The organism is Pseudomonas sp. CNPSo 3701 (assembly GCF_028674975.1).
Classification (GTDB): domain Bacteria; phylum Pseudomonadota; class Gammaproteobacteria; order Pseudomonadales; family Pseudomonadaceae; genus Aquipseudomonas; species Aquipseudomonas straminea.
The window spans coordinates 1-23,650 of record NZ_JAQZSI010000011.1; the positions used below are offsets into that span (position 1 = coordinate 1).

At 62.3% G+C, this 23,650-nt stretch carries 19 protein-coding genes, 1 other RNA gene and 1 pseudogene; 10 read left to right on the plus strand and 11 right to left on the minus strand.

Translation table 11 applies throughout. The features are described from left to right. Positions 1-619 precede the first annotated feature (619 nt). Together aroQ and PVA39_RS22930 are read left to right on the plus strand one after the other, a co-directional pair. Positions 620-1,060: a type II 3-dehydroquinate dehydratase gene (gene aroQ, locus PVA39_RS22925; RefSeq protein WP_274126037.1), complete on the plus strand. Its 441-nt coding sequence runs from the start codon at positions 620-622 to the stop codon at positions 1,058-1,060. 7 nt (positions 1,061-1,067) lie between these two features. Continuing rightward, a complete protein-coding gene (locus PVA39_RS22930) occupies positions 1,068-1,922 on the plus strand; it encodes a shikimate dehydrogenase (protein WP_274126038.1) in 855 nt (284 codons plus the stop codon). A 69-nt stretch (positions 1,923-1,991) separates the two neighbouring features. Here the strand turns inward: PVA39_RS22930 and PVA39_RS22935 are convergent, their stop codons facing one another. Both PVA39_RS22935 and quiC read right to left on the minus strand, forming a co-directional pair. Next, positions 1,992-2,663: a TetR/AcrR family transcriptional regulator gene (locus PVA39_RS22935; protein ID WP_075935017.1), complete on the minus strand. Its 672-nt coding sequence runs from the start codon at positions 2,661-2,663 to the stop codon at positions 1,992-1,994. Positions 2,664-2,746: 83 nt separating this feature from the next. Beyond that, on the minus strand, positions 2,747-4,654 hold the full coding sequence (gene quiC, locus PVA39_RS22940; RefSeq protein ID WP_274126039.1) for a 3-dehydroshikimate dehydratase QuiC: 1,908 nt from the start codon (positions 4,652-4,654) through the stop codon (positions 2,747-2,749). 577 nt (positions 4,655-5,231) lie between these two features. Here quiC and PVA39_RS22945 point away from each other — a divergent pair. After that, positions 5,232-6,608, plus strand: coding sequence for an MFS transporter (locus PVA39_RS22945; protein ID WP_274126040.1), 1,377 nt, complete (start codon positions 5,232-5,234; stop codon positions 6,606-6,608). Between the two features lie 207 nt (positions 6,609-6,815). On the opposite strand, the gene PVA39_RS22950 is transcribed toward PVA39_RS22945, so the two are convergent. The 4 genes from PVA39_RS22950 to PVA39_RS22965 all read right to left on the minus strand — a co-directional run bounded on the left by PVA39_RS22950 (position 6,816) and on the right by PVA39_RS22965 (position 10,585). After that, the gene (locus PVA39_RS22950; RefSeq protein WP_274126041.1) at positions 6,816-7,697 is read right to left on the minus strand and encodes a DMT family transporter; all 882 of its coding nucleotides are present in this window, start codon (positions 7,695-7,697) and stop codon (positions 6,816-6,818) included. A gap of 84 nt (positions 7,698-7,781) precedes the next feature. Further along, complete coding sequence (locus PVA39_RS22955; protein ID WP_274126042.1) at positions 7,782-8,603, minus strand: sugar phosphate isomerase/epimerase family protein; 822 nt, start codon at positions 8,601-8,603, stop codon at positions 7,782-7,784. A 40-nt stretch (positions 8,604-8,643) separates the two neighbouring features. Next, entirely contained in the window at positions 8,644-9,690 is a 1,047-nt protein-coding gene (locus PVA39_RS22960; protein WP_274126043.1) for a Gfo/Idh/MocA family protein, read from the minus strand. A gap of 121 nt (positions 9,691-9,811) precedes the next feature. Continuing rightward, the gene (locus PVA39_RS22965) at positions 9,812-10,585 is read right to left on the minus strand and encodes an IclR family transcriptional regulator (protein ID WP_274126044.1); all 774 of its coding nucleotides are present in this window, start codon (positions 10,583-10,585) and stop codon (positions 9,812-9,814) included. Positions 10,586-10,896: 311 nt separating this feature from the next. On the opposite strand from PVA39_RS22965, the gene PVA39_RS22970 reads away from it, so the two are divergent. From PVA39_RS22970 to PVA39_RS22990, 5 genes are all read left to right on the plus strand, one after another. Continuing rightward, a complete protein-coding gene (locus tag PVA39_RS22970; RefSeq protein ID WP_274126045.1) occupies positions 10,897-11,079 on the plus strand; it encodes a hypothetical protein in 183 nt (60 codons plus the stop codon). Positions 11,080-11,124: 45 nt separating this feature from the next. Continuing rightward, positions 11,125-11,592, plus strand: a complete 468-nt coding sequence (locus PVA39_RS22975; protein WP_274126046.1) for a tripartite tricarboxylate transporter TctB family protein — start codon at positions 11,125-11,127, stop codon at positions 11,590-11,592. 13 nt (positions 11,593-11,605) lie between these two features. Next, on the plus strand, positions 11,606-13,120 hold the full coding sequence (locus PVA39_RS22980) for a tripartite tricarboxylate transporter permease (protein WP_274126047.1): 1,515 nt from the start codon (positions 11,606-11,608) through the stop codon (positions 13,118-13,120). 63 nt (positions 13,121-13,183) lie between these two features. Continuing rightward, a complete protein-coding gene (locus PVA39_RS22985; protein ID WP_274126048.1) occupies positions 13,184-14,185 on the plus strand; it encodes a tripartite tricarboxylate transporter substrate binding protein in 1,002 nt (333 codons plus the stop codon). Positions 14,186-14,405: 220 nt separating this feature from the next. Next, positions 14,406-15,611: an OprD family porin gene (locus PVA39_RS22990; RefSeq protein ID WP_274126055.1), complete on the plus strand. Its 1,206-nt coding sequence runs from the start codon at positions 14,406-14,408 to the stop codon at positions 15,609-15,611. A gap of 187 nt (positions 15,612-15,798) precedes the next feature. Here the strand turns inward: PVA39_RS22990 and ffs are convergent. The 3 genes and pseudogenes from ffs to PVA39_RS23630 form a co-directional block, all read right to left on the minus strand. After that, positions 15,799-15,895: signal recognition particle sRNA small type (ffs, locus tag PVA39_RS22995), an RNA gene on the minus strand. Between the two features lie 101 nt (positions 15,896-15,996). Then, entirely contained in the window at positions 15,997-16,839 is an 843-nt protein-coding gene (locus tag PVA39_RS23625; protein ID WP_443201007.1) for a methyl-accepting chemotaxis protein, read from the minus strand. 15 nt (positions 16,840-16,854) lie between these two features. Then, positions 16,855-17,631 (minus strand): annotated as a pseudogene (locus tag PVA39_RS23630) (MCP four helix bundle domain-containing protein); the annotation flags it as partial. 286 nt (positions 17,632-17,917) lie between these two features. Here PVA39_RS23630 and PVA39_RS23005 point away from each other — a divergent pair. Then, positions 17,918-18,196 (plus strand): HU family DNA-binding protein, encoded by a 279-nt coding sequence (locus tag PVA39_RS23005; RefSeq protein WP_013791713.1) that lies wholly within the window; start codon positions 17,918-17,920, stop codon positions 18,194-18,196. Between the two features lie 123 nt (positions 18,197-18,319). After that, a complete protein-coding gene (locus tag PVA39_RS23010) occupies positions 18,320-20,032 on the plus strand; it encodes an OPT family oligopeptide transporter (RefSeq protein ID WP_274126050.1) in 1,713 nt (570 codons plus the stop codon). Between the two features lie 224 nt (positions 20,033-20,256). Here PVA39_RS23010 and ligA read toward each other — a convergent pair whose 3' ends face one another. Beyond that, complete coding sequence (gene ligA / locus PVA39_RS23015; protein WP_274126051.1) at positions 20,257-22,623, minus strand: NAD-dependent DNA ligase LigA; 2,367 nt, start codon at positions 22,621-22,623, stop codon at positions 20,257-20,259. A gap of 99 nt (positions 22,624-22,722) precedes the next feature. Next, on the minus strand, positions 22,723-23,550 hold the full coding sequence (zipA, locus tag PVA39_RS23020) for a cell division protein ZipA (protein ID WP_147177935.1): 828 nt from the start codon (positions 23,548-23,550) through the stop codon (positions 22,723-22,725). Between the last annotated feature and the right edge of the window lie 100 nt (positions 23,551-23,650).

A 23,650-nucleotide genomic window follows, 5' to 3' on the forward strand; every position in this document is an offset into this window, starting at 1 on the left:
CGAGTGTTACTTGTGATGCTGATAATCTTGCGATCAGTCAGTCTTAACTCACAAGCACCCACACGAATTGCTTGATTCAGTTGTTAAAGAACGTTTGGCTGAGGCTTTCGTCTCAACCGAGGCGCGCATCTTACAGCACCCTCATTTGCTGTCAAGTTGTTTTTGAAGAATTTTTTCTTTCTTCTCAACACCTTGCAGCGCCCGGCCAGATCATCTTCTCTCCAGCGGGAGGCGCATTCTACAGCGTTACAAACCGCTGTCAACACCCTCTTTTACCGCCCTCGATCAACCTGACCGAACCACCAACAGAACCACTCAAACCGCCCTGTCGATGCCGGCGAATTCTACTCGAATTCGCCGTCCGTGCAACCTTTATTTTCGTCTAACTCGTTGATCTACAAGGAGTTTTCAGATCAGGCTGCGCCGGAAGTGGTGCGCATTATAGGCCTCCACAAAATCAGGTCAACCGTTTATTTCACTTTCTTGCGGAATCGGCTGTAGCGCGATAATCGAACGCTTTGGCCTACTTATATAGATAGCTGGATTGACCTAATTAACCAGTTAGTACATTTTACCTGAGCCACCCCAGGCTGATTCCGCAATAACAACAGGAAGCACCATGGCTCCCATCATTCTGATCCTCAACGGCCCGAACCTGAATATGCTCGGCACCCGTGAGCCGGCCACCTACGGCCACGAAACCTTGGCCGATATTTCCAGGCTTTGCGCAAACACCGCTGAAGCCCTCGGCCTGACCACCGAATTCCGCCAGACCAACCACGAAGCCGAGCTGATCGACTGGATTCACAAGGCCCGCGGTCGCTGCGCTGGCATCGTGATCAATCCGGCGGCCTGGACGCATACGTCCGTCGCCATTCGTGATGCGCTGGTTGCCTGCGAGCTACCGGTCATAGAAGTGCACCTCTCCAACGTTCACAAGCGGGAGACCTTCCGCCATCACTCCTTCGTTTCCCCTGTCGCGCTTGGTGTGATCTGTGGCTTGGGCAGCGGCGGCTATCGCGCTGCACTCCAGCATTTCAGCCATCTGGTCAAGGAATAGGGCCGTCATGACTTCCAGTAAAAGCATTCTCGCCGGCCTCATCGGTGCCGGCATCCAGGCGTCCCGTACCCCTGCCATGCACGAGCATGAAGGCGATGCCCAGGGGATTCGCTACCTATATAGGCTGATCGACCTGGATCAGCTGAAGCTCGACATCAGCGCCCTCCCCGATCTGCTCAGCGCCGCCGAGCGCATGAACTTTACCGGGCTCAACATCACCTTTCCCTGCAAACAGGCGATCATTCCGCTACTCGATGAACTCTCCGACGAAGCCAGGGGCATCGGCGCGGTCAACACGGTCGTGTTCAAGGATGGCAAACGCATCGGTCACAACACCGACTGCCTCGGTTTTTCCGAAGGATTCAAACGCGGCCTGGGTGACGTCGCCCGCCGGCGTGTGGTGCAGATGGGCGCTGGAGGCGCCGGCGCCGCGGTCGCTCATGCCTTGTTGAGTGAGGGCGTCGAACAGCTGAGCATCTTCGACGTCGAGCCCGAACGCGCCCAGGCCCTGGCAAGCAACCTCAACGAGCACTTCGGCTCGCCACGTGCCCAGGCCGGCGGCGACCTGAGCTCGGCGATGGCCGCCGCCGATGGTCTGGTCAACACCACACCGATGGGCATGGCCAAACTGCCCGGCATGCCGGTACCCAAGGCGCTGCTGCGCAAAGAATTATGGGTCGCGGAGATCGTCTACTTCCCACTGGAAACCGAACTGCTGCGCGAAGCGCGTGCCATCGGCTGCCGAACCCTGGACGGCGGCAACATGGCAGTCTTCCAGGCCGTGAAGGCATTCGAACTGTTCAGCGATGCCCAGGCCGATGCACAGCGGATGCTCGCTCACTTCCATAGCATGAACGGTTGATACCACCGGGCCGACTCAGCGATGAGTCGGCCTAAGCTCGGTGAGTGATACGTTCAGGCGATGACACGCTCAACGCGTGATATAGCGCAGTACCGCTTCGCAGATCATCGTCTTGTGGCGCTGCTTGACCTGTTCGTCCGGCAGGTCGATCTGGAAGATCTCTCCGAAGGTATGCCGGTTCGAGACGCGGTAGAAGCAGAACGAACTGATCAGCATGTGTACGTCCAGGGTATCGAGCCCCTCGCGAAACAGCCCTTCCTTCTCCCCGCGCTTGAGGGTTTCGCCCAGCGTCAGCAGCACCACGTTGCTCATCCGGCGGATTTCCGGGGACTGCTTGACGTACTCGCCGTAGTGAATGTTCTCGATGCTGACGATGCGCACGAAATCCGAGTTGCGATCATGGTGGTCGAAGGTGAACTCCACCAGGCGGCGAATGGCGTCGGGTGCTGGCAGCTCGTCGAGGTGCAGACGGCGCTCGGTACTGCGGATATCACCGTACAACTTCGAGAGCACTTCGAGATAAAGCTGCTCCTTGCTGCCGAAGTAGTAATAGATCATGCGCTTGGACGTTGCCGTGCGCTCGGCGATGGCATCGACCCGGGCCCCCGAGAGCCCCTGGCGGACGAATTCGGTGATGGCGGCCTGCAGGATATTCTCCCGGGTTTTCTCCGGATTGTTCTTGCGTGGCTTGCGCGGCGCGGCGGCCTGCTCGTGGCTCGCAGGCTCGAGGGTAGCGGTCATGGAATCACTCATCATGGCGTTCTTGTTATCACTGCAAACGAAAAGCGGATGCGACCTATGGCACGCATCCGCCTGAGTACAGCTTACAGCTTCGCCTGCCGCGTCACACCACTGCGTGCCTTGGCCATGGCCGCCAGACGCACCGCGACATTGGCGGCACCGTAGCCGACGTAGCCATTCTTGCGCTGAATGATCTCGAAGAAGAAGCGCTCCTCGAACGCCTCGGTGTACACGTGGAACAGCTCACCGCCCTGGGCATCGCGGTCGTAGAGCACGTTGTAATAGGCCAGCTCGCTGAGGAACTCGTCGTCGAAATCGAAGCGCGCGGCGAGATCGTCATAGTAGTTGAGCGGGATGTCCAAAAGCGGCACGCCCGCCTCCTTGGCTCGCTCGACTTCCTTGAAGATGTCCTCGCAGGAGAACGCGATGTGGTGCACGCCGGAACCCCGGTAGCTGGACAGCGCATGGGCGATGGCTGTGTTGCGGTTCTCCGAAATGTTCAGCGGCAGGCGCACCGAACTGCAGCGGCTGCGTAGCGCCCGACTTTTCACCAGGCCATAGGGATCGGGCAGCACCACTTCGTCGTCGGCCCCGAAGTCCAGCAGGCTCTTGTAGAACAGCACCCAGCTGTCGAGGCTGTCTGCCGGTAGCGCCAGCGCCATGTGGTCGATACGTTGCAGGCTGCCGGTCGGCAGCGCAGCGGGATCCAGTTTGAAGTCGCTGTCGTAGATGGTCTGCCCTGCTTCGGCCTGGTCGACCAGGTAGATGAGGCTGCCATCAGGCGCGCGCATCGCCGGAATCTCGCGCTCGTTCGGCCCGACCAGGCCACGATACGGGTGACCACGGTAATCAAGGGCGCGCTGCAGCGCCGTCGTGCCGTCCTTGACCTTCAGTGCGGTGGCGCACAGCGACGGGCCGTGGGCCTCGAAGAAACCATGGGCGAACGAATAGGGTTCGGCATTGAGCACGATGTTGATGTCGCCCTGACGCAACAGGCTGACATCCTTGGAGCGGTGCTCACCTGCCTTGGCGAAACCCAGGCGCTGCAACCAGCCGGACAGTTTGGCGCCGGCGGCCTCGTCGACGGCGAACTCGAGGAACTCGACGCCGTGATAGCGGCTGGCTGGCGGGGTATCGAACAACAGATCGAGGTTCGGTGCCTGGGCATCGGCCGCCAGCAGCTGCCGGGTCTTTTCTTCCAGGTACAGAAGCGAGCGCAGACCGTCGACCGCATTGGCACGTGGCGGCGCGGCGCGGAAGCCATCGTTGAAGATTTCCAGCGACAGCGGGCCCGTGTAGCCGGTGCGGATGATCGGGGCCAAAAAGCCCGGCAGATCGAATTCACCCTGGCCAGGGAAGCAGCGGAAATGGCGGCTCCATTCCAGCACATCCATGGCCAGAATCGGCGCATCGGCCATCTGCACGAAAAAGATCTTGTCGCCGGGAATCTCGGCGATGGCTGCCGGATCCCCCTTGAGCGACAAGGTGTGGAAGCTGTCGAGGATCACCCCGACCGCAGGATGATCAGCCTGACGAACCAGATTCCAGACCTGCTGGTAAGTATTGACGTGTCGGCCCCAGGCCAGTGCCTCGTAACCGATACGCAGGCCCCGTGCGCCGGCGCGCTCGCCCAGCAGTCGCAGGTCGTCGACGAGAATCTCTTCATCGCCGAGCGAGTCGGCAGCCACGTTGCTGCATACCAGCACCAGGTCGGTGCCGAGCTCCTGCATCAGGTCGAACTTGCGTTCGGCGCGGTCCAGGTTGCGTTGCAGCCGGTCGCGGCGGCAGCCTTCGAAATCACGGAAGGGCTGAAACAGGGTGATGGCGATGCCCAGATCGGCGCACATCTTGCGCACGTCCCGCGGGCTGCCCGCGTAGTACAACAGGTCGTTCTCGAAGATTTCTACGCCGTCGAAGCCTGCAGCGGCGATGGCTTCGAGTTTCTCGGGCAGGGTGCCGCTCAGCGAGACGGTGGCGATCGAGCGATGCATACTTCAGCTCCTTGTAGATAACGATCTCTGCGGATCGTGTGATGACCTGGGCCAGGCACCAGAAGCGTAGCCGACAAGGCGTTCGAGCCTGGTAATCGCCAGGCCGTTCAATCCCCTGATGCCATTTCTTGAGGCCTGCAGCGATTATTCGTGCGCCCGCGCGAGGCGGCAATTCAAAGTGTACGAACCAGTTAGTATTTAGTGCGATTATCGAACACTAGGCCGTTTATCGAATTGACGCTATTTCATGGTTTGCAACACCATGTTTCTCACTGCAGTGACGGAAACCTTTCCGCCGCGACCAGCAAACGACCCGGCTCCATCCATAACAATTTCAATAAGAGTACGCCCATGCTCACTTCCCAGCCTCTGCATACCCGCATACCATTCGCACGCTTTTTGGCACCCACCCGGCCAACTGCGTCTGCGCACGTCAAACCCTGACTCGCGACACTCCGCTCGATAATCCTGAAAGCGGGTCGACCGGTGCCATCCACAAGGCCGGTCCCCACACGCCGTGGCCAAGCCGCACCCAGTTGCCGCTTCGCTCGGCGCTCTAATAACAACGGAGACCATGATGGCTAAGCCCTCAAGTTCACAAGCCAAGAAAGCCACTGCCAGCGGCTGGGTCGGTTCAGCGCTGGAGTACTACGATTTCTTCATCTACGCCCAGGCCGCAGCACTGATCTTCCCGCAGATCTTCTTTCCCAACACCGATCCGAAGATGGCCATCGTCGCCTCGCTGGCAACCTACGGCGTTGGTTACCTGGCGCGCCCGGTAGGTGCATTCGTGCTCGGCCATTGGGGCGACACCCGCGGGCGCAAGAACGTGTTGCTGCTGTGCATGTTCCTGATGGGCATTTCCACCATGGCCGTCGGCCTGCTGCCTACCTACCACGACATCGGTCTGCTGGCTCCGGCCATGCTGGTCGTTCTGCGCCTGATCCAGGGCTTCGCAGTAGCCGGCGAGATCTCCGGCGCCAGTTCGATGATTCTCGAGCATGCGCCATTCGGACGACGAGGCTTCTACGCCAGCTTCACACTGCAGGGCGTGCAGGCCGGCCAGGTGCTCGCCGCTGCGGTGTTCCTGCCGCTCGCCTACTTCATGCCGAGCGAGGCGTTCAACGATTGGGGCTGGCGGATCCCGTTCCTGCTCAGCGCCTTCGTGCTGCTGGCGGGTTTCATCATTCGTCGCGAGGTTCACGAAACGCCGGCCTTCGTCAACGAAGAGAACAAGCAGAAGATCGCCAAGTCGCCGATTTCCGAAGCATTCAGCACCAGTTGGCGCACCATGGTTCTGGTCATGGTCATGGCGCTGATGAACGTGATTCCGGTGGTGGCAACCATCTTCGGTGGCGCCTATGCCGTGCAACCGGCCTACGGAATCGGCTTCGACAAGAGCGTCTACCTGTGGATTCCGGTGGTGGGCAACATAGTCGCGGTGCTGGTGATTCCCTTCGTGGGCAACCTCTCCGACAAGATCGGCCGCCGCCCGACCATGATCACCGGCGCGCTGGGCTCTGGCCTGCTGGCGTTCGGTTATCTGTATGCGATCAGCATCAGCAACGTGCCGCTGGCGTTCATCATGTCGCTGCTGATGTGGGGCGTGGTCTACCAGGGTTACAACGCGGTGTTCCCGAGCTTCTACCCTGAGCTGTTCCAGACCCGCTACCGCGTGTCGGCCATGGCCATCGCCCAGAACATCGGCACCATGCTTACCGCCATGCTGCCTGCTTTGTTCGCCCTGGTCGCACCGCCCGGCTCGGACAACATCCCATGGCTGATCGGCGGCCTGGCATTCGGCATCACCTGCCTGTGCGCCCTAGCCGCCTTCATCGCGCCGGAAACCTACCGCGTTCCGATGAGCGAACTGGGCAAACCCGGCGCCAAGCCGATGGACAAGGCCGAGTACGACGCCGCTCGCCAGAACAGCGTGAACGAAGCCAGCCACTAACCAAGCAGACGTAAAAAGAGAAGGCCCTTAACCAGGCCGTGTGAAAACGTAGCGAGCGAAGGTCAGGGAAGGCAAAAACCGGCGAAAAAGCGCAGTTTACGAGCTGTAAATGAGCATTTTGAGCCGGTTTTTAACGCCGCCTGACCGAGCGCAGTAGTTTTCACACGGCCTGCAACGGGCCTTCTTGTATTTCCGGGGGCTAAAATTTCAGCGCTTTCTGCGTTGCTGATAGGCGGCTGCCAGCCCGCTGAGACAGATAATGGCGATACCCACCTTGGCACTCGCCTCGGGGTCGTGACCGAAGATGATCAGCCCCAGCAGGCCTGCGAAGACGATCTGGCAATAACCGAACGGCGCCAGCAGCGCCGGCGCGGCGTGGCGGAAGGCCTTGGTCAGCAGCAGGTGAGCGAACATGCCGCACGCACCGAGGGCCAGCATCAGCGGCAAGTGTTGCCACTGCGGCAGTTGCCAGAAGAAAGGCACCAGGCAGCTCATCAGCAACGTATTGAGCAGGCCGGTGAAGAAGTTGCTGGTGGTCGGCGTGTCGTACTGGCTGAGCATGCGCGTGAGTATCTGGTAAGCCGCGAAGCAGCTGGCCGAACAGAGCGGCAGCAGTACGGCCGGGGTGAACAGGTCGCCGCCAGGATGCACGATGATCAGTACGCCCACGAAGCCCACCAGCACCGCCGCCCATTGCCCCCGGCTGACACGCTCCTTGAGCAGCGGCACCGACAGCGCGGTAACCAGCAGCGGCGCCAGGAAGTTGACCGCCGTAGCCTCGGCCAGCGGGATGTACAAAAGACCGGTGGTGAAGAACAGGCTGCAGCCCAGCAGGCAGATCGCCCGCAGCGCCTGCAACCCCGGCCGTTTGCTGCGCAGCACGCGCAACCCCGACTGCGGCAGGAAGATGCCGGCCATCAGCAGCGTGTGCACCACATAGCGCGCCCACACCACCATGATCACCGGATAGATGCCGGAAAGGTACTTGGACAGCGCGTCGTGGCTGGCGAACAGAAAGGTCGCCAGCACCACCAGGGCGATGCCCTTCAAGGGATGATTGACGCCTGACAGCGAACTCGGGGTACTCATGGGAATTCTCGTGATCCAGACGTCATTATCGGTAGCAAACTAACTATATGTGCGGTCTGCCGCCATTGCGGATTTCAGTATGGGCTATGCCGACAGGTCGAGACGTTTCAACAGCGCCAGAGCCTTGTCGATGGCCATCTGCGCCCGCTGCGTCGGATCCTCCACCTGCCGGGTGGGGATTTCCAGACTCAACGGAACATTGGCCGGTAGACAGCGCAACAGCCCCGACAAGTCACAATCACCGTCACCGGGAAAGCGCCGCTCGTTACGCGCCTGGCGCAGAATCTCCGCCATGTCGTGCGGCCGCGGCCCGGCCACGTCGCACAGTTGGGCATAACCCAGCCATGATGGTTCCACCTGCTGCAACTCGTCGAGGCGCGACCCCGAGCGATTGAAATGAAAGGCGTCGACCAGCACGCCGCCGTTGTCGCGGCCGGCCTGGCGCACGATACGCACTGCCTGTGCGAGATCGGTAACGTTGGTCCAGGGCATGAACTCCAGATGGGGCCGCAAACCGTACGCCCTGGCGCGGTCGCACAATTCGCCGAAATTGTCGGTCAGCCGCGCTTCATCCGGGTCGTTGCCGGCGACCAGCACCTCACGCGCACCGAACTCGGCGCCAACCTCCAGCACCGTCTCGAAATCGCTGCAGCGTGTATGGGGTTTGAGTCGCAGGATCTCGATGTCGAGTACGCCGATGCCGGTGTCGCGCAGCCGCCTGAGCGTCTGCCGGCGCAGATCCGCGTCGGCCACCAGCGCGAAGTGGTGTTCCTCCTCGGTGGCGGGAATCAGGCGCAGGCCGACATGACTGTAGCCCGTTCGGGCAGCCACCTCGACCATCTGCGGGGGCGCGAGCTCGAGGACGGTCAGGCTGGCCAGGGACATCAGGCGTTCGTGGGTGTGCATCGATCTCTCTCCGGGCCGAGGCCCATGAATGGACGTTGGCTCAGACGGATTCGGGTACGGTGGCGCAGCCCTGCTCGGCGGCGCGGCAGATGGCGTCATACAGCGCCAGGGTGCGCCCGGCATCGGCTGCACTGACCAGCGGCAGTGCTTCACCCCGCGCAACCTCGATGAAGTGCCTGAGCTGCAACAGCAATGCGGGAGCAGCCTCGTACGATTGCTCCGCGCTCTGCAAGGGCTCGTGCCAGCCAGCGCCTGGCGAAGCGTACGACCAGTAACGCAGCTGCGGGATGCTCAGCGAACCTGCGGTGCCGGCCAGCAGGTAGCACGGCTGATCGGGCTGCCGTGGATACACCGGGTTTTCCCCGGCGCTGAGCTCCCAGCTCCAGGGAGCCGCCGCCGCGTCTGAGCCGGTCAGGCTACCCAGCGCGCCATTGGCGAAGCGCATGATAATCGCCGCGCCGTCCTCGTTGGCGAAGCCGCGCACGGCGTTGCTGGTGAGGGCCTGAACCTGGTCCACCTCGCCACACAGGTAGCGCAGCAGATCCAGATCATGGATCAGGTTGGTCAGCAGCATCCCTGCTCCGGGCTCGCGCCGCCATGGAACGTCGTAGTAACTGTCCGGCTTCTGCAGTTGCCAGAGCGCCGTCACCGTGGTGAGTTGTCCCAGGACGCCCTGCAGCATCAACTCTCGTGCCTTGCCGATCAGCGGATTGTGGCGGCGGTGGTGACCCACGAGCACCGGCACCCCGCTGCGCTGCACGGCAGCCACCAGCTCGCGCACTTCCTGCAGGCTGACACCAACCGGCTTTTCGAGCAGCGCCGGCAGGCCGGCCTCGATACAGCGCAACGCAGTGGGCACATGGGCCGCATTGGGATTGGCGATGATCACCGCCTGGGCCAGGCGTCTGTCGAGCAGGCCCTGCAGCTCATCGAAACACGGTACCCCGTGTTCGGCGGCCAGCTGTCGGGCCTGCTCGGTGGGGTCGACGATCGCGCAAAGAGTGGCGTGCGGCAGCTCGCGCAGATAACTGAGGTGTTGCCGGCCCATGATGCCGGCGCCGATCAGGGCGATTCGCAAAGGGTTCAAGACATGAGTCCTTTTCTGATTGTTATAGGCGCAGGGCGCTCGACAACAATCTAGAACTCAGTTCCATATTTAATCAACACCGGATGGAGCGCCCGGCCGTTAATCGAACGTTATCGGCCACTCACACGAACAGGTCCGATGCCTGGCTCGCTGACGACAGCTCGGCAGCCGCTTCCAGCAGCAAGGGCGCAAGCTGTTCCATGCGCTCATCGGGCATGCGCGCGCTGGGGCCGGCGATGCTTAGCACGCCAATCACGCCACCTCGCTGCGGGTGGCTGACCACCGCAGCCAGCGCGCAGGTACCCAGTGAGGAAGTTTCCACCACGGTCGCATAGCCGCGCTCGCGGGCACGCTGCAGATAAGCGAGCAACGCCTCATCGTCATGGGGCGCGTTGGGGCCGAACTCGCTGTCGTCGGGAATGTGCTGGCGCGCCACCAGCGCCAATGCGTCGGCGTCCGCCAGGTTGGCCAGCCAGGCATGGCCGGAGGCGGTATAGCGCAGCGGCGCGTCACGACCCATGTCGGGGTCATAACGTAGGCCGGAGCGCGCGCCCTGGGATTTGGCGATCCAGGTCTGCCGTTCGCCTTCGATCACCCCCAGGCGCACCAGTTCGCCACTTTGCCGGGCCAGGCGATCGAGAATCGGCTGCACGATGTCGGCGCCGCTGGCCGACAGGTAGCGAAAACCCAGGGCGACCAGCTTGGTCGAGAGCCGATAGCGGCTGGTATCGGCGTCCTGGCGCACGTAACCCAGGCGCACCAGCTCGGCGAGCATGCGATGCGTGGCGCTTTTGGGAATCTGCAGCTGCTCGGCCAGCGTCTGCATCGGCACATCGCCGGAACCCGCCAGGCTCTCCAGAAGATTCAGTGCCCGTTCTATCTGGCTGCCAGCCATGCTCTCGTCCTCCAAGAATTTGCCGTGATTCTAAAGACACGCTACGCCAGAGGAACAGCCACATTCTGAAACCATTACGCTGCGCCATGCGCTTGTTGTGTGTTGGTGGGTCCCGTATAGAGCGCGATAATCCCGGCCGGCTGTTTGTACTAACCAGTTCGTTCTTGTTCGGTTATCGAACAGGAACCGTTCCAGTGAATTGAAATAGCCCTAGTCAGCGAACAGTATTTCAACACTTGCGCGAGACGAACTGCTCAGTCGGAACCGCTCGCCAAAAGTGCCACACCTATAAATATAAAAAGGTCACACACATGCCACAGCTCGACACTGTGTTCACCCGCGCCCGGCAAATCTGCCTGAGCGCCCTCCGCTCCCTGGCCTCTGCGCCAAGCGACGACGCTTCGTCATTCGCGCCAGCTGCTCTCGACATGCTCATGCTGCACAACCCGCGCCTGACGCATGCAGTGAATAGCCAACCCGGCGCGCGCACCTGAGCTGTTTGCCAACGTGGGCAGCATGGACTGCTTCGGGAGTGAATCATGAGTACATCGAAAAAAGTGCCGGTGGGTGAACGCAGCTTCTGCATTCTGCTGGTGATCTTCAGCCTCTTCGTTCTGTATCAGGCCTATCTGATTGCCGGCTTCTCCTCGGTCAGCTCGCCTGGCGCCTTTCCCCTGGGCGTCGGGACCGTTCTGCTGATCTCCGCTTTGCGGGTGCTCTGGGAACTGCGCGGCAGGCCGACCGCCGGGCAAGGCTGGGCTGCGGCGGCGAAAGCTTTCAGCCAGGCGCACTTTCCCCTGCACATCGTAGTGTTCACCCTGCTCTCGGTGGCGTACCTGGCAGCAATCCAGTGGGCCAGTTTCTACATCAGCACCTTCGTGTTCCTGATGCTGGCCATCGTCTACCTGCGACGCGGCAAGGTGCTGTCGGCCCTGCTGGCCAGCGGCATCTCGCTAGTAGCCATCTATCTGCTGTTCACAATGGCGTTCAGCGTCTACCTGCCCTGAGACGAGATTTTCCATGAGCGATACCTTTTCCTACCTGCTGATGGCCTGGATGGACCCCAACCTGCTGATGTTGACGGCGCTGGGTACCTTCGCAGGCATTTATATCGGCGCCATTCCCGGCCTGTCGGTGACCATGGCGGTGTCCATCCTCGTCTCGTTCACCTTCTCCTGGGACGTCAACGACGCCCTGGCGCTGATCGTCGGTATCTTCATCGGTGGTGTATACGGCGGTTCGCGAAGCGCAATTTTGCTCAACATTCCCGGCTCGCCCTCCTCCGTGGCCACTTCCTTTGACGGTTATCCACTGGCCAAGCGTGGTGAGGCGGGCCGGGCGATTGGCCTGAGCACCGTGATGTCGGTGATTGGCGGTATCGCCGGCACCGTGGTGCTGGCCTGCGCCGCGCCCGTGCTGGGCGACCTGGCGCTGAAGTTCGCACCGCGCGACTACTTCCTGATCGCCGCCATCGGCCTGATGCTGGTGGGCAGCCTGGCCGAAGGAAGCCTTGCCAAAGGTATCTTCGCCGCAGCGCTGGGGGCGATCATCGGCCTGATCGGCATGGACCCGGTAACGGCCCAGGGCCGCTTCACCATGGGCCAGATGGAGCTGATGGGCGGCATCCACTACGTAGTGGTGATGATAGGTCTGTTCGGCGTGGCGGAAGCTCTTTACCAGTTGCACAACCTCGGCAGCGCCGCGGTACGGCAGAACGTCAGCAAGATCGTTCCTCCGCTGGCGATGGTGCTCAAATTCCTGCCGCTGTCGCTGCGCACGTCAGCCATCGGCGTAGTGATCGGCGCACTGCCCGGCGTGGGGGGCGACATCGCCGCACTGATGGCCTACGACCACGCCAAACGCACCGTGAAGAACCCAAGCCGGCCCTTCGGCGAAGGTGCCTACGAGGGCCTGGTCGCCCCGGAAACGGCCAATAGTGCAGCAGTGGGCAGCGCCTATGTGCCAATGCTGACCTTGGGCATGCCCGGTGACGCCGTAACAGCGGTAATCATTGGCGCGCTGGTAATCCATGGCCTCAACCCCGGCCCGATGCTAATGGTCGAGAACCCGCACATCTTCTGGTTCACCGTCGGCAACCTGGCGCTGGCCAATATCTTCCTGCTGATCTTCGGGCTGATGGGCATCAAGCTGTTCGCCAAGGTCGTAGAGCTGCCCAAGGCCATGCTGATTCCGCTGATTCTGGTGCTCTGCACCGTCGGTGCCTACTCGCTCAACAGCAGCATGACCGAGGTGTACTGGATGCTCGGCTTCGGCGTGCTGGGCTACTTCCTCAAGGCCTTCGGCTTCCAGATGGGGCCGATCATCCTGGGCGTGATTCTCGGCCCACTGATGGACACCTCCTACCGCCAAGCCATGGCCTCGGTGGGCGACAATCCTCAGGAGTTGTTGCTTGAGCTGATCAACAGCCCGGTATCACTGATTCTCAGCACCGCTTTGCTGCTGGTTCTGCTGAGTAATACGCCGCTGTTCGGCTGGCTTAAGGGCAAGTTCAAAGGATCCCCGACTCAACCCTGATACAACCGCGTCACGCATGCCCGGAAACGGATATATAAAAACAACCAATGGAGAGTCTCCAACATGCTCAAGCAACTACTTACCGGCGTCGCATTTTCCCTCAGTACTCTTGCGCTCGCCCTGCCCGCCCATGCCGACTACCCGGAGCGCAACATTCAGGCAGTCATCCCCTGGGGCGCCGGTGGCGCCACCGATAACGTGATGCGCAGCCTGACGCCTTATGTGGAGAAAGAGCTGGGCACCAAGCTGATTCTCAACAATCGCCCGGGAGGCACTGCGGTAATTGGCAGCAGCTATGTGATGCAGCAGCAACCCAACGGCTACACCCTCCTGCTGGGCGCGGAGAACCCCCAGCTTTACCCGGTACTCGGCCTGGCTAAGTTCGACTACAGCGATTTTTATCCGGTCAACATCATCGGCCAGAACGTCGTGGTGATCGCGACCAATGCCGACAGCCCATTCAACTCCATGGCCGAGCTGTTGGCCGCCGCCAAGGAAAAGCCGGACACCTTGCGCATGGGCTCCACCGGCGCTGGCGGCCTGCCGAGCACCGTCCACGCCATGGTAAACGCCGTAGGCGAGCTGAAGGTGCGTGAAGTGACCTTCGGCGGCGACGGCCCGGGTATCACCGCGCTGATGGGCAAGCACATCGACTTCATGCCACTGAGCCTGGCAGCCGCCCAGGAACTGGTGCGCTCCGGCAAGCTCAAGGCCCTGGCCGTGCTGGCCGCCGAGGAAGTGCCGGAGCTGCCGGGCGTCGAACCGATCACCAAGGCCCTGCCGGACATCGGCGAATACCTGCCATGGGGCCCGTTCTGGGGCGCGTTCGTGCACAAGGACACCCCGGACGACATCAAGCAGAAGCTGGTCGAGGCCTACTCCAAGGCCGTGGCCAATGAAGAGTTCCAGGGCTTCCTGAAGAACTACGGCGCCCAGAGCCTGAACCTCAATGGCGCCGAAGCCGTGCAATTCCTCAAGCGCTGGCAGTCGGTCACCGCCTGGTCGATGTACAAGGCCAAGGCCATCGAGATCTCGCCGGACAGTGTCGGCATCGCGAAGCCCTAATACCCGGCTGGGCAGGCAAGCTGCCCAGCCCTTGTAAGCTCGGAGGCCCTTGCCAGGGCTTCCTTCAATCGATGACCACTAACAATTTCCGCATAGGCGGCAGGACATCTGCGTCCTGAAATAAAGGAAAACAGTCATGAACCTGATCGCAACTGCTGGCCGTAACCGCCTGTTGCTAGCCCCGTCGCTGCTGGCATTGAGCGTGTCCCTCGCCCTACCGATGGCTGCCCACGCCGAAGGCTTCGTCGACGACGCCAAGGTGTCGCTGAACCTGCGCAACTTCTACATCAACCGCAACTTCACCAATCCCGAGGGCCCGAGCGCGGCGGCGCCACAGAGCAAGGCCGAGGAATGGACCCAGAGCTTCATTCTCGATGCCCGCTCCGGTTACACGCCGGGCGTGGTCGGCTTCGGGGTCGATGCGCTGGGCATGCTTTCGCTCAAGCTCGATGGTGGTCGCGGCACCTACGGCACTGGCCTGCTACCCCGTCATGACGACGGCCGCCCGGCTGACGATTACGGTCGTCTGGCGCTGGCTGCCAAGGCGAAAATTTCCAAAACCGAACTGAAGGTCGGCGAATGGATGCCGGTGCTGCCGATCCTGCGTGCCGACGATGGCCGCTCGCTCCCGCAAACGTTCGAAGGTGCGCAGGTCACCTCCAACGAAATCGCCGGCCTGACGCTGTACGGCGGCCAGTTCCGCCAGAACAGCGAACGCAACAACGCCAGCATGGAAAACATGTTCCTGAACGGCAACAGCGCAGCCAATGACTCCAACCGTTTCAACTTCGTCGGCGGCGAGTACAAGTTCAACGGCGAACGCACCATGATCGGCCTGTGGGGCGCCGAACTGAAGGACGTCTACGAGCAGCAGTACCTGCAACTGACCCACAGCCAGCCCATCGGAGACTGGACCCTCGGCGCGAACCTCGGCTATTTCCAGGGTGAAGACGACGGCTCCGCGCGCGCCGGCAAACTGGACAACAAGACCTACTCGGGCCTGTTCTCCGCCAGGTACGGCAGCAACACCTTCTACGTCGGCCTGCAGAAGGTTACCGGCGACACCGGCTGGATGCGCGTCAACGGCACCAGTGGCGGCACCCTGGCTAACGACAGCTACAACTCGTCCTACGACAATGCCAAGGAAAAATCCTGGCAGGTACGGCATGACTTCAACTTCGCCGGTGTCGGTATCCCGGGCCTGACCCTGATGAACCGCTACATCAGCGGCAGCAATGTGCATACCGCTGCAACCGACGATGGCAAGGAATGGGGCCGTGAGACCGAGCTGGCCTACGTGATCCAGGACGGCGCCTTCAAGAACCTGAGCGTGCGCTGGCGTAACGCGAGCATCCGCCGCGACTTCAGCAACAACGAGTTCGACGAGAACCGCCTGATCTTCAACTACCCGCTGTCGATCCTATAAGCCAGCGCACCCTCTCCAGTGTCACCCTTTGCCCGTCCCTGCGACGGGCTTTTTCATGGCCAACGGGAAAGAGCGCTCGCCGGAACAAAAACGACGGACAGCAGAAAATGCCGCTGCGGTAGGTACCGAGCGCCGAAGCTGTATTTCGAAAATCGAGTGACCCGAACGGGCCTGGAGATGGAGGCGATCCTGCCAGCCACACCCCGGCACACAATGTTCCCGCTGTGGCTGCTTCCTTCCGGATCTGACCAGGTTCACGGGTAATCGTTGCGGGGGGACCGGCAGGACCACCATAACGCGGCTCACCATGCAGTGAGCCGGCGCCATTGTACCGGCTTGTGCCGAACTTACAACTGCTTCAAGCACTTAGCGTATATGTGCGGCCTCAGACGCGGAAGCGGCCGACCAGTCGCGCCAGGTCCCCGGACAGCTCGGACAGGCGCTGACTGGCTTCGGTGCTCTGCTGCGAGGTGTTCGCTGCCTCGTTGGAGAGCTCACGAATATCGGTGATATTACGGGCGATCTCCTCGGTGACGCTGCTTTGCTGCTCACAGGCGGTGGCGATCTGGGCCGTCATATCGTTGATGCGTTGCAGCGAATCACTGGTATCGCTTAGCGCCTGATCCACACCCGCTGCCTGCTCGACACTTTCCCGGGCCTTCAAACTGCCCGAGTGGGTGGCTTTGACGGCATTCTGCACACCGCCTTGCAGGCGCTGGATCATGTCCTGAATGTCGGTTGTCGACTGTTGGGTGCGCGCTGCCAGAGCCCGCACCTCGTCGGCCACCACAGCGAAGCCGCGCCCCTGTTCGCCCGCTCGCGCGGCCTCGATTGCGGCGTTGAGGGCCAATAGATTGGTCTGCTCGGCAATGCCGCGGATCACCGCCAATACCTCACCAATGCGACCGGCTTCCTGCTCCAGCGCCTGAATGCTCTGCGAAGCACTCTCCACTTCACCAGCCAGATGACGAATGGTCTGAATGGTCGCCCCGACCACCCGCGCGCCTTCACGGGACTGGGTTTCGGCGTGACGTACGCTATCGGCTGCGCCCTGGGCACTACGCGCGACCTCGTGCACCGCTGCACTCATTTCAGTGGCTGCGGTACTGACCTGATCGACCGCCGCGTGCTCGCTGTTGATCAGCCGGTCATTGGTGGCGGCCATCACCGCCAGGCCTTTCGCTGCACTGGCGACCTCGCCGGTGACCCGACCTACATCGCTGATCATCGGGTGCAGCTTGTCGAGGAAACGATTGAAGCTGGCACTGAGGCGGCCGAGCTCGTCGCGTGACGATACTTCAAGGCGTACGCGTAGGTCGCCATCGCCATCGGCCAGTTGGTCAATGCGGTCGAGCAAGCGGTGTAGCGGCCGCGTGACCAGCGTGGGGAAGGCGATGACCAGCAGCAAGCAGACCAGCAACCCGCTGCCCACTGCCACACCGAGCTGCCAGCCAAGGCGTTCGCCGTGGGCAATAGCCGCTGTACCGACATCCTTGGCAGCCTGATCCTCCAACTCGCCAAGCTTGTTGATCACCTCGCGCATGGCATCGAATTGCGCCTCGCTGTCGCCGAAGCTCAAGCGGGCGGCGGCGGCCGGATCCGTGTTGATCAGTTGCATGACCTGAGCGGCACTGCGCTGCCAGGTCGCGAATGCACGTTCGAAGTCGCCAACCAGGCGCATGGCCTCGTCGCCCGGCGCCATCTGCCCATAGGCGCGGACGCGGTCAGCGGCCTGCTGGACGTTTTCTGCCTGGGACTGGCGCAGATCCGCTACATGTTCTCGAGCACCATCGCTGAGCAGGCTGCGCTCGGCGACTAGCGCCTGATAGAGGTCGCGGTCGGCGTTGAGAAGCAGACTCACGCCTGGCAGAAATTGATGAGTGAGTCGATTGCTGGCGCCAACCACCTGGCTGATGCCCCACATAGCCAGGCTGCCCATCAGCACCAGCAACAGTGCGAGGAAGATGATCGGCAGGGCAATCTTCGAACGAAACCCAAGATTGGCGAATAAGCGCAACATGGCTTCCCCCAGCAGAACCGGAATGGCTCTGGCGACTGTTTTCAGGAGAATAGCCCCATTTAAAGGAACAGAAAGGCAAACCGCCAGTATCTTTACGCGAACTTAACACCCTTGGAAAAACACGAGAAACGCTCGCAAGCGCACGGATTTCAGCAGTACGGCGGAATTAACCGGCAGCAGGTAGGTCACAATGAAGCCTGACCGATCGGGCAGTGCAGCTCTGATCGATCAACTATGAGTAGCGGCGTATCCAGCGCCAGACTTTTCATCCCCAAGGAGCAATCACATGGCCATTACCAAAGACCAACTGATCGGTGACATCGCAGAAGCTATCGACACGCCGAAGACCACCGTCCGCGCGGCACTCGATCAGCTGAGCGAGATCGTCAGCGATGCGTTGGAAAATGGTGGTGAAATCACCCTGCCGGGCATCGGCAAACTGAAGGTAAGCGAGCGCCCGGCGCGCACCGGTCGCAACCCGCAGACTGGCAAAGCCATCGAAATCGCTGCCAAGAAGGTCGTGAAGTTCGTACCGGCCAAGGCACTGACCGACGCGGTCAACTGATCCATCAGCGGGGCGTCACAAGGCGTCCCGCTGCTCTTCCCCGCAAAGAACGCCCTCCTTTAAGACTGAACCCCAGCCAGCCTGACGCCTCAAACGACGACACTCGTCAGATGCAGGCTCGCCATGCTCGCCGATCGCGAACTCACCTTCCGCGCCCTGTTTTCCGGTGTATTGCTCGGCGCCCTGCTGACGCCGTCCAACATTTATTCCGGGCTGAAAATCGGCTGGTCGTTCAACATGTCGATCATCGCCCTGCTGGTCAGCTACGGCATCTGGCAAAGCCTGGTGCGCTGGCGTCTGGACACCGCCTGGAGCATGCGCGAAAGCAACATCAATCAGACCACCGCCTCGGCGGCCGCTTCGATCATCTCCGGCGGCCTGGTGGCGCCCATACCAGCTTACACCCTGCTGACCGGGCAACAGCTGCCGACGCTGCCATTGGTGGCCTGGGTGTTCTCGGTGAGCTTTCTGGGTATCTGGGTGGCCTGGTACCTGCGTCGCAGCATGGTCGAGGACACCCGCCTGCGCTTTCCCGAGGCGGTCGCCACCCTGGAAACCATGCAGCAGGTCTACAACCATGGCCGCGATGCGCTGCAACGTCTCTGCGTGCTCGGCGCCGCGGCGCTGCTCGGCGGGCTGGTGAAATGGGCAGATACCTTCCTATACAACCTGCCGCGCTGGTCGCCCAGTGCGCAACTGGAACGGCTGACCTTCAACCTCGACCCGTCGCCGCTGCTGATCGGCTTTGGCGGCATCATCGGCATCCGAGTAGGCCTGTCGTTGCTGCTTGGTGCCTTGATCGCCTGGGGCGGCCTAGCTCCGTGGTTGATGAGCAGTGGCCTGGTCGCGCTCGCCGATGATGCCAGCGGCCCGCAGTTCGCTCCGCTGGTAGAGTGGCTGCTATGGCCCGGCGTGACCCTGCTGGTCTGCGCCACCCTGACCGCGCTGGCGGTGCGCTTCGTGGTGAGCCGGCGTATCGCCCGCGCCGCTGGCGATACGCCCCGGCAGAGCCCTGCCAAATTGCCGCTGCTGATGTTGGTTCTGGCGTCCTTGCTGGTGCTGACGCTGCAGGTGCTGCTGTTCGACATCGACCCGCTGATGGCGCTGCTCAGCGTGCCGCTGGCGGTGGCGCTCGCCTGCATGGCCGCGCGGGTGGTCGGGGCGACCGGCATTCCGCCAATTGGCGCCACCGGGCAGCTGTCGCAATTGACGTTCGGGGTGATCGCACCGGGGCAGGTCAGCGTCAACCTGATGGCCGCCAATACCGCCGGCGGCGCCGCCGGCCAGTGCACCGACCTGCTCAACGACTTCCGGGTCGGCCACGCCATCGGCGCCAAGCCCTACAACCAGTTGATCGCCCAGTGCCTGGGCATTCTGGTCGGCAGCATCGTCGGCGTGCTGGTCTACCAGATCCTGATCCCCGACCCACAAAGCATGCTGATCACCCAACAATGGCCGGCGCCCGCCGTCGCCACCTGGAAGGCGGTCGCCGAAGTGCTGGGTTATGGCCTCGATTCTCTCGACGTGAGCATTCGCTGGGCCATGCTGGCCGGCGCCCTGTGCGGCGTGGTGTTTGGCGTACTGGAGGCGAGCCTGCCGGTGCAGTCGACCTTCGCCCGGCTGCTGCCGAGCTCGGCGGCCTTTGGCCTGGCGTTCATCATCCCGGCGTCGATCTCGCTGATGATGGCGATCGGCGCCCTGCTCGCCTGGGTATTTCAGTCACGCTGGCGCAGCCTCGGCGAGCGTTTCACCATCGCCGCCGCGGCTGGGCTGGTGGCCGGCGAAAGCATCGTCGGGGTCGGCACGTCGTTCTGGATGATGTTGGCGGGCGGTTAAAACGGAATCAGTCAGCCATACATGACGGTTCAGACCAACGCGGCCCGCCATCCGTGTAGGAGCGTCGGCCTCGGCGCGAACCGATGGCGGCCTTGCTGCGGAACCGGCGTCGTACATCCAATTCGCCGCGGGTCGCGGCTCCTACAATAATCGCAGGCGACCCACCGCCTGCGTAAGAGCGTCGACCTCGGCGCGAGGCCGCGGTTTCTGGAGGCGTTAAACCGTCATTCGGCAGCGATCCCGTAATCGCCCAGCTTGGCGATAAACGTCTGCTCATCAAGCACCGGAATGTTCAGCTCGGCGGCCTTGGCCAGTTTCGAGCCAGCGCCGGGGCCGGCGACCACGCAGGTGGTTTTCGCCGATACCGAGCCGGCCACCTTGGCACCCAGGCTTTCCAGCTTGTCCTTGGCGACATCGCGGCTCATCACTTCCAGGCTGCCGGTCAGCACCCAGGTCTGGCCGGCCAGCGGCAGGCCTTCGACGACCTTCTTCTCGCTCTCCCAGTGCATGCCGAAATCACGAAGTTGCGCCTCGATGGCCCGCGCGCGATCGGCGTTCTCGGCCTTGGCGAAGAACTCGCGCACCGACTGCTTGGCTTTTTCGTTGAGGCCCTTCATGGCGCTGAGGTCGAGCCAGTCGGCGGTGATCACCGCCTGCAGCGTCTTGAAACGCTCGGCCAGGTTCTTCGCACCAGTGGCCGCCACGAACGGAATGTTCAACTTGTCGAGCAACCCGCCGAGCGTGGTGCTGGCAGCGAATTCGGCAGCCAGCTCGCCCTGGTCCTGCAGCTCGAGGCCACGCTCGAGCAGGTGTCTGATCACCGTCTGGTTGTGCGCATCCTCGAAGAAGCTGTGGATCTCGTGGGCCACTTCCAGGCCGATGTCCGGCAGATAGGTCAGCACTTCCGGCAATGCCTGGGTGACGCGCTCCAGCGAACCGAGGGAGCGCGCCAGCACCTTGGCGGTCTCTTCACCGACATCGGGAATGCCGAGGGCGTAGATGAAGCGCGCCAGGCTCGGGCGCTTGCTGTCGGCGATGGCGTCGAGCAGCTTGCGGCTGGATACTTCGGCAAAGCCTTCGAGGCCGACGATCTGTTCGAACTCCAGGGTGTAAAGGTCGGCTGGTGAGCCGACCAGGCCCTCGTCCACCAACTGCTCGACGCTCTTCTCGCCGAGACCCTCGATGTCCATGGCGCGTCGCGACACGAAATGGATGATCGCCTGCTTGAGCTGGGCGGCGCAGGCCAGGCGGCCGACGCAACGATACACGGCGCCTTCGCTGACGGTTTCGCGGCCCTTGCTGCGTTTGATCAGTTGGGTGCGCTCCACCGCCGAGCCGCACACCGGGCACTGCTCCGGCACCGCCACCGGGCGCGCGTTCTCGGGGCGGCGCTCGGTGACCACCTGCATCACCTGGGGAATCACGTCACCGGCGCGGCGGATGATCACCGTGTCGCCGATCATCACCCCGAGGCGCGCCACCTCGTCCATGTTGTGCAACGTGGCGTTGGATACCGTCACACCCGCCACTTTCACCGGCTTGAGCCGTGCCACCGGCGTCACGGCGCCGGTACGGCCGACCTGGAACTCCACGTCGAGCAGCTCGGTGAGTTCTTCCATGGCGGGAAACTTGTGGGCGATGGCCCAGTGCGGCGTACGGGCGCGGAAGCCGAGCTGCTGCTGGTCTTCGATGTTGTTGACCTTGAACACCACGCCGTCGATGTCGTAGGGCAGCCCCATGCGTCGCTCGCCGATGTCGCGGTAGTAGGCCAGGCAGTCTTCCACGCCCTTGGCCAGCTTCAGTTCGGGGCTGATGGGAATGCCCCAGGTTTTCAGGCGCTGCAGCATGCCGACCTGGGTCGGCGCCGGCTCGGCGCTGTGCTGGCCGAGGCCGTAGCAGCAGAATTCCAGCGGGCGGCTGGCGGTGATCTTCGAGTCCAGCTGGCGCAGGCTGCCGGCCGCGGCGTTGCGCGGGTTGGCGAAGGTCTTGCCGCCGATCTCGGCCTGGGCGGCATTCAGGCGTTCGAAACCGGCACGGGACATGTACACCTCGCCGCGCACTTCCAGCACCTCCGGCCAGCCGGTGCCCTGGAGTTTGAGCGGCACGTTGCGGATGGTGCGCACGTTGACGCTGATATCTTCGCCGGTGGAGCCGTCACCGCGGGTGGCGCCGCGCACCAGCTTACCGTCACGGTACAGCAGGCTCACCGCCAGGCCGTCGAGCTTGGGCTCACAGCTGTACTCGACTTCGGCACCGCCGCCGAACAGATCACCGCCCTGCACACCGAGGCCGCTCTGCACGCTGCGATCGAAGGCCCGCAGGTCGTCTTCTTCGAAGGCGTTGCCAAGGCTGAGCATGGGCACTTCGTGGCGCACTTCGCCAAAGGCGCTGAGCGCTTCACCGCCAACGCGTTGGGTCGGCGAATCGGGCGTCACCAGTTCCGGGTGCTCGGCTTCGAGGGCCTGCAGTTCGCGGAACAGGCGATCGTACTCGGCGTCGGGCACGCTCGGCTCGTCGAGCACGTAGTAGCGGTAGTTGTGCGCGTCCAGTTCGTTACGAAGTTCGAGGATACGTTGGGCGGAATCTTTCATGCGGGTCATTCTCGGCGGGCCACGTCCAGGGCACAGAAACGAAAAACCTCAAGCCAAGCGCTGGGCTTGTAGCTTGAGGCTTGTCGGTGCCGCTTTCTTTCAGCGTTTTTGCGTCAACAGGCGGCGTTCGTATTCGACGATGCGCTGACGGTAATGTTCGATGGTTTGCGCGGTCAGCACGCTGCGCTGATCGTCCTTGAGCTCACCATTAAGTTCATGGGCCAGCTTGCGCGCCGCCGCGACCATCACGTCGAAGGCCTGCTTGGGATGGCGCGGGCCTGGCAGGCCGAGGAAGAAACTTACCGCACGGGTGCTGAAGCCTTCGATGTCGTCCAGGTCGAAAGTGCCAGGTTTCAGGGCGTTGGCCATGGAGAACAGCACCTCGCCGTTGCCGGCCATGCTCTCGTGGCGATGGAAGATGTCCATCTCACCGAAACGCAGGCCGCTTTCCAGGATGTTTTGCAGCAGCGCCGGGCCCTTGAAGCCTTGCTCGTCGCGGGCGATGACGTTGATCACCAGCACTTCCTCGACCGGCGGCAGATCCTTGTCGCTCTGCTTGGCGGAGACGCTGGTGCGCGCGTCATCTTCGTCGTCCACCGGGCTGAGCAGCGTCGGCACAGGCTCATCGGCGGTCAGATCCAAGTCGCCCTGGCGCGGCTCGCCGCGACGGCGGCTGTTGACGTCACGGGCGCTCATCGACGGCAGATCATCTTCGTCCAGCGAGGGTTCATGGTTGCGCTCGACCACCCGGGGCGGGCTGAGCACGTCGGGATCGCCTTCTTCATCGGGAAGATTGGACAGGTTGCGGTCGAGCCGGAACTTGAGCTTGCCCTTGCCACCGCGCATCCGCCGCCAGCCATCGAAGAGGATGCCGGCGATGACGATAATACCGATGATGATCAGCCACTCGCGTAGACCGAATTCCATGAAATGTCCTGACCCCTAAAGCAAAAATTGATGAAAAAAGGCGTCCTGGCCCGTAATGATGACCTTGAAACGTGGCGCCAACTCCATGTTCTGAATGGCG

Coding starts and splice junctions, on each gene's coding strand:
- PVA39_RS23010 (WP_274126050.1), top strand. CDS start 18,320: ATGCTCGCCGATCGCGAACTCACCTTCCGCGCCCTGTTTTCCGGTGTA.
- PVA39_RS22955 (WP_274126042.1), bottom strand. CDS start 8,603: ATGCACACCCACGAACGCCTGATGTCCCTGGCCAGCCTGACCGTCCTC.
- PVA39_RS22965 (WP_274126044.1), bottom strand. CDS start 10,585: ATGGCTGGCAGCCAGATAGAACGGGCACTGAATCTTCTGGAGAGCCTG.
- zipA (WP_147177935.1), bottom strand. CDS start 23,550: ATGGAATTCGGTCTACGCGAGTGGCTGATCATCATCGGTATTATCGTC.
- PVA39_RS22975 (WP_274126046.1), top strand. CDS start 11,125: ATGAGTACATCGAAAAAAGTGCCGGTGGGTGAACGCAGCTTCTGCATT.
- PVA39_RS22950 (WP_274126041.1), bottom strand. CDS start 7,697: ATGAGTACCCCGAGTTCGCTGTCAGGCGTCAATCATCCCTTGAAGGGC.
- PVA39_RS22930 (WP_274126038.1), top strand. CDS start 1,068: ATGACTTCCAGTAAAAGCATTCTCGCCGGCCTCATCGGTGCCGGCATC.
- PVA39_RS22985 (WP_274126048.1), top strand. CDS start 13,184: ATGCTCAAGCAACTACTTACCGGCGTCGCATTTTCCCTCAGTACTCTT.
- quiC (WP_274126039.1), bottom strand. CDS start 4,654: ATGCATCGCTCGATCGCCACCGTCTCGCTGAGCGGCACCCTGCCCGAG.
- PVA39_RS22945 (WP_274126040.1), top strand. CDS start 5,232: ATGGCTAAGCCCTCAAGTTCACAAGCCAAGAAAGCCACTGCCAGCGGC.
- ligA (WP_274126051.1), bottom strand. CDS start 22,623: ATGAAAGATTCCGCCCAACGTATCCTCGAACTTCGTAACGAACTGGAC.
- PVA39_RS22980 (WP_274126047.1), top strand. CDS start 11,606: ATGAGCGATACCTTTTCCTACCTGCTGATGGCCTGGATGGACCCCAAC.
- aroQ (WP_274126037.1), top strand. CDS start 620: ATGGCTCCCATCATTCTGATCCTCAACGGCCCGAACCTGAATATGCTC.
- PVA39_RS23625 (WP_443201007.1), bottom strand. CDS start 16,839: ATGATCAGCGATGTAGGTCGGGTCACCGGCGAGGTCGCCAGTGCAGCG.
- PVA39_RS22935 (WP_075935017.1), bottom strand. CDS start 2,663: ATGACCGCTACCCTCGAGCCTGCGAGCCACGAGCAGGCCGCCGCGCCG.
- PVA39_RS22970 (WP_274126045.1), top strand. CDS start 10,897: ATGCCACAGCTCGACACTGTGTTCACCCGCGCCCGGCAAATCTGCCTG.
- PVA39_RS22990 (WP_274126055.1), top strand. CDS start 14,406: ATGGCTGCCCACGCCGAAGGCTTCGTCGACGACGCCAAGGTGTCGCTG.
- PVA39_RS23005 (WP_013791713.1), top strand. CDS start 17,918: ATGGCCATTACCAAAGACCAACTGATCGGTGACATCGCAGAAGCTATC.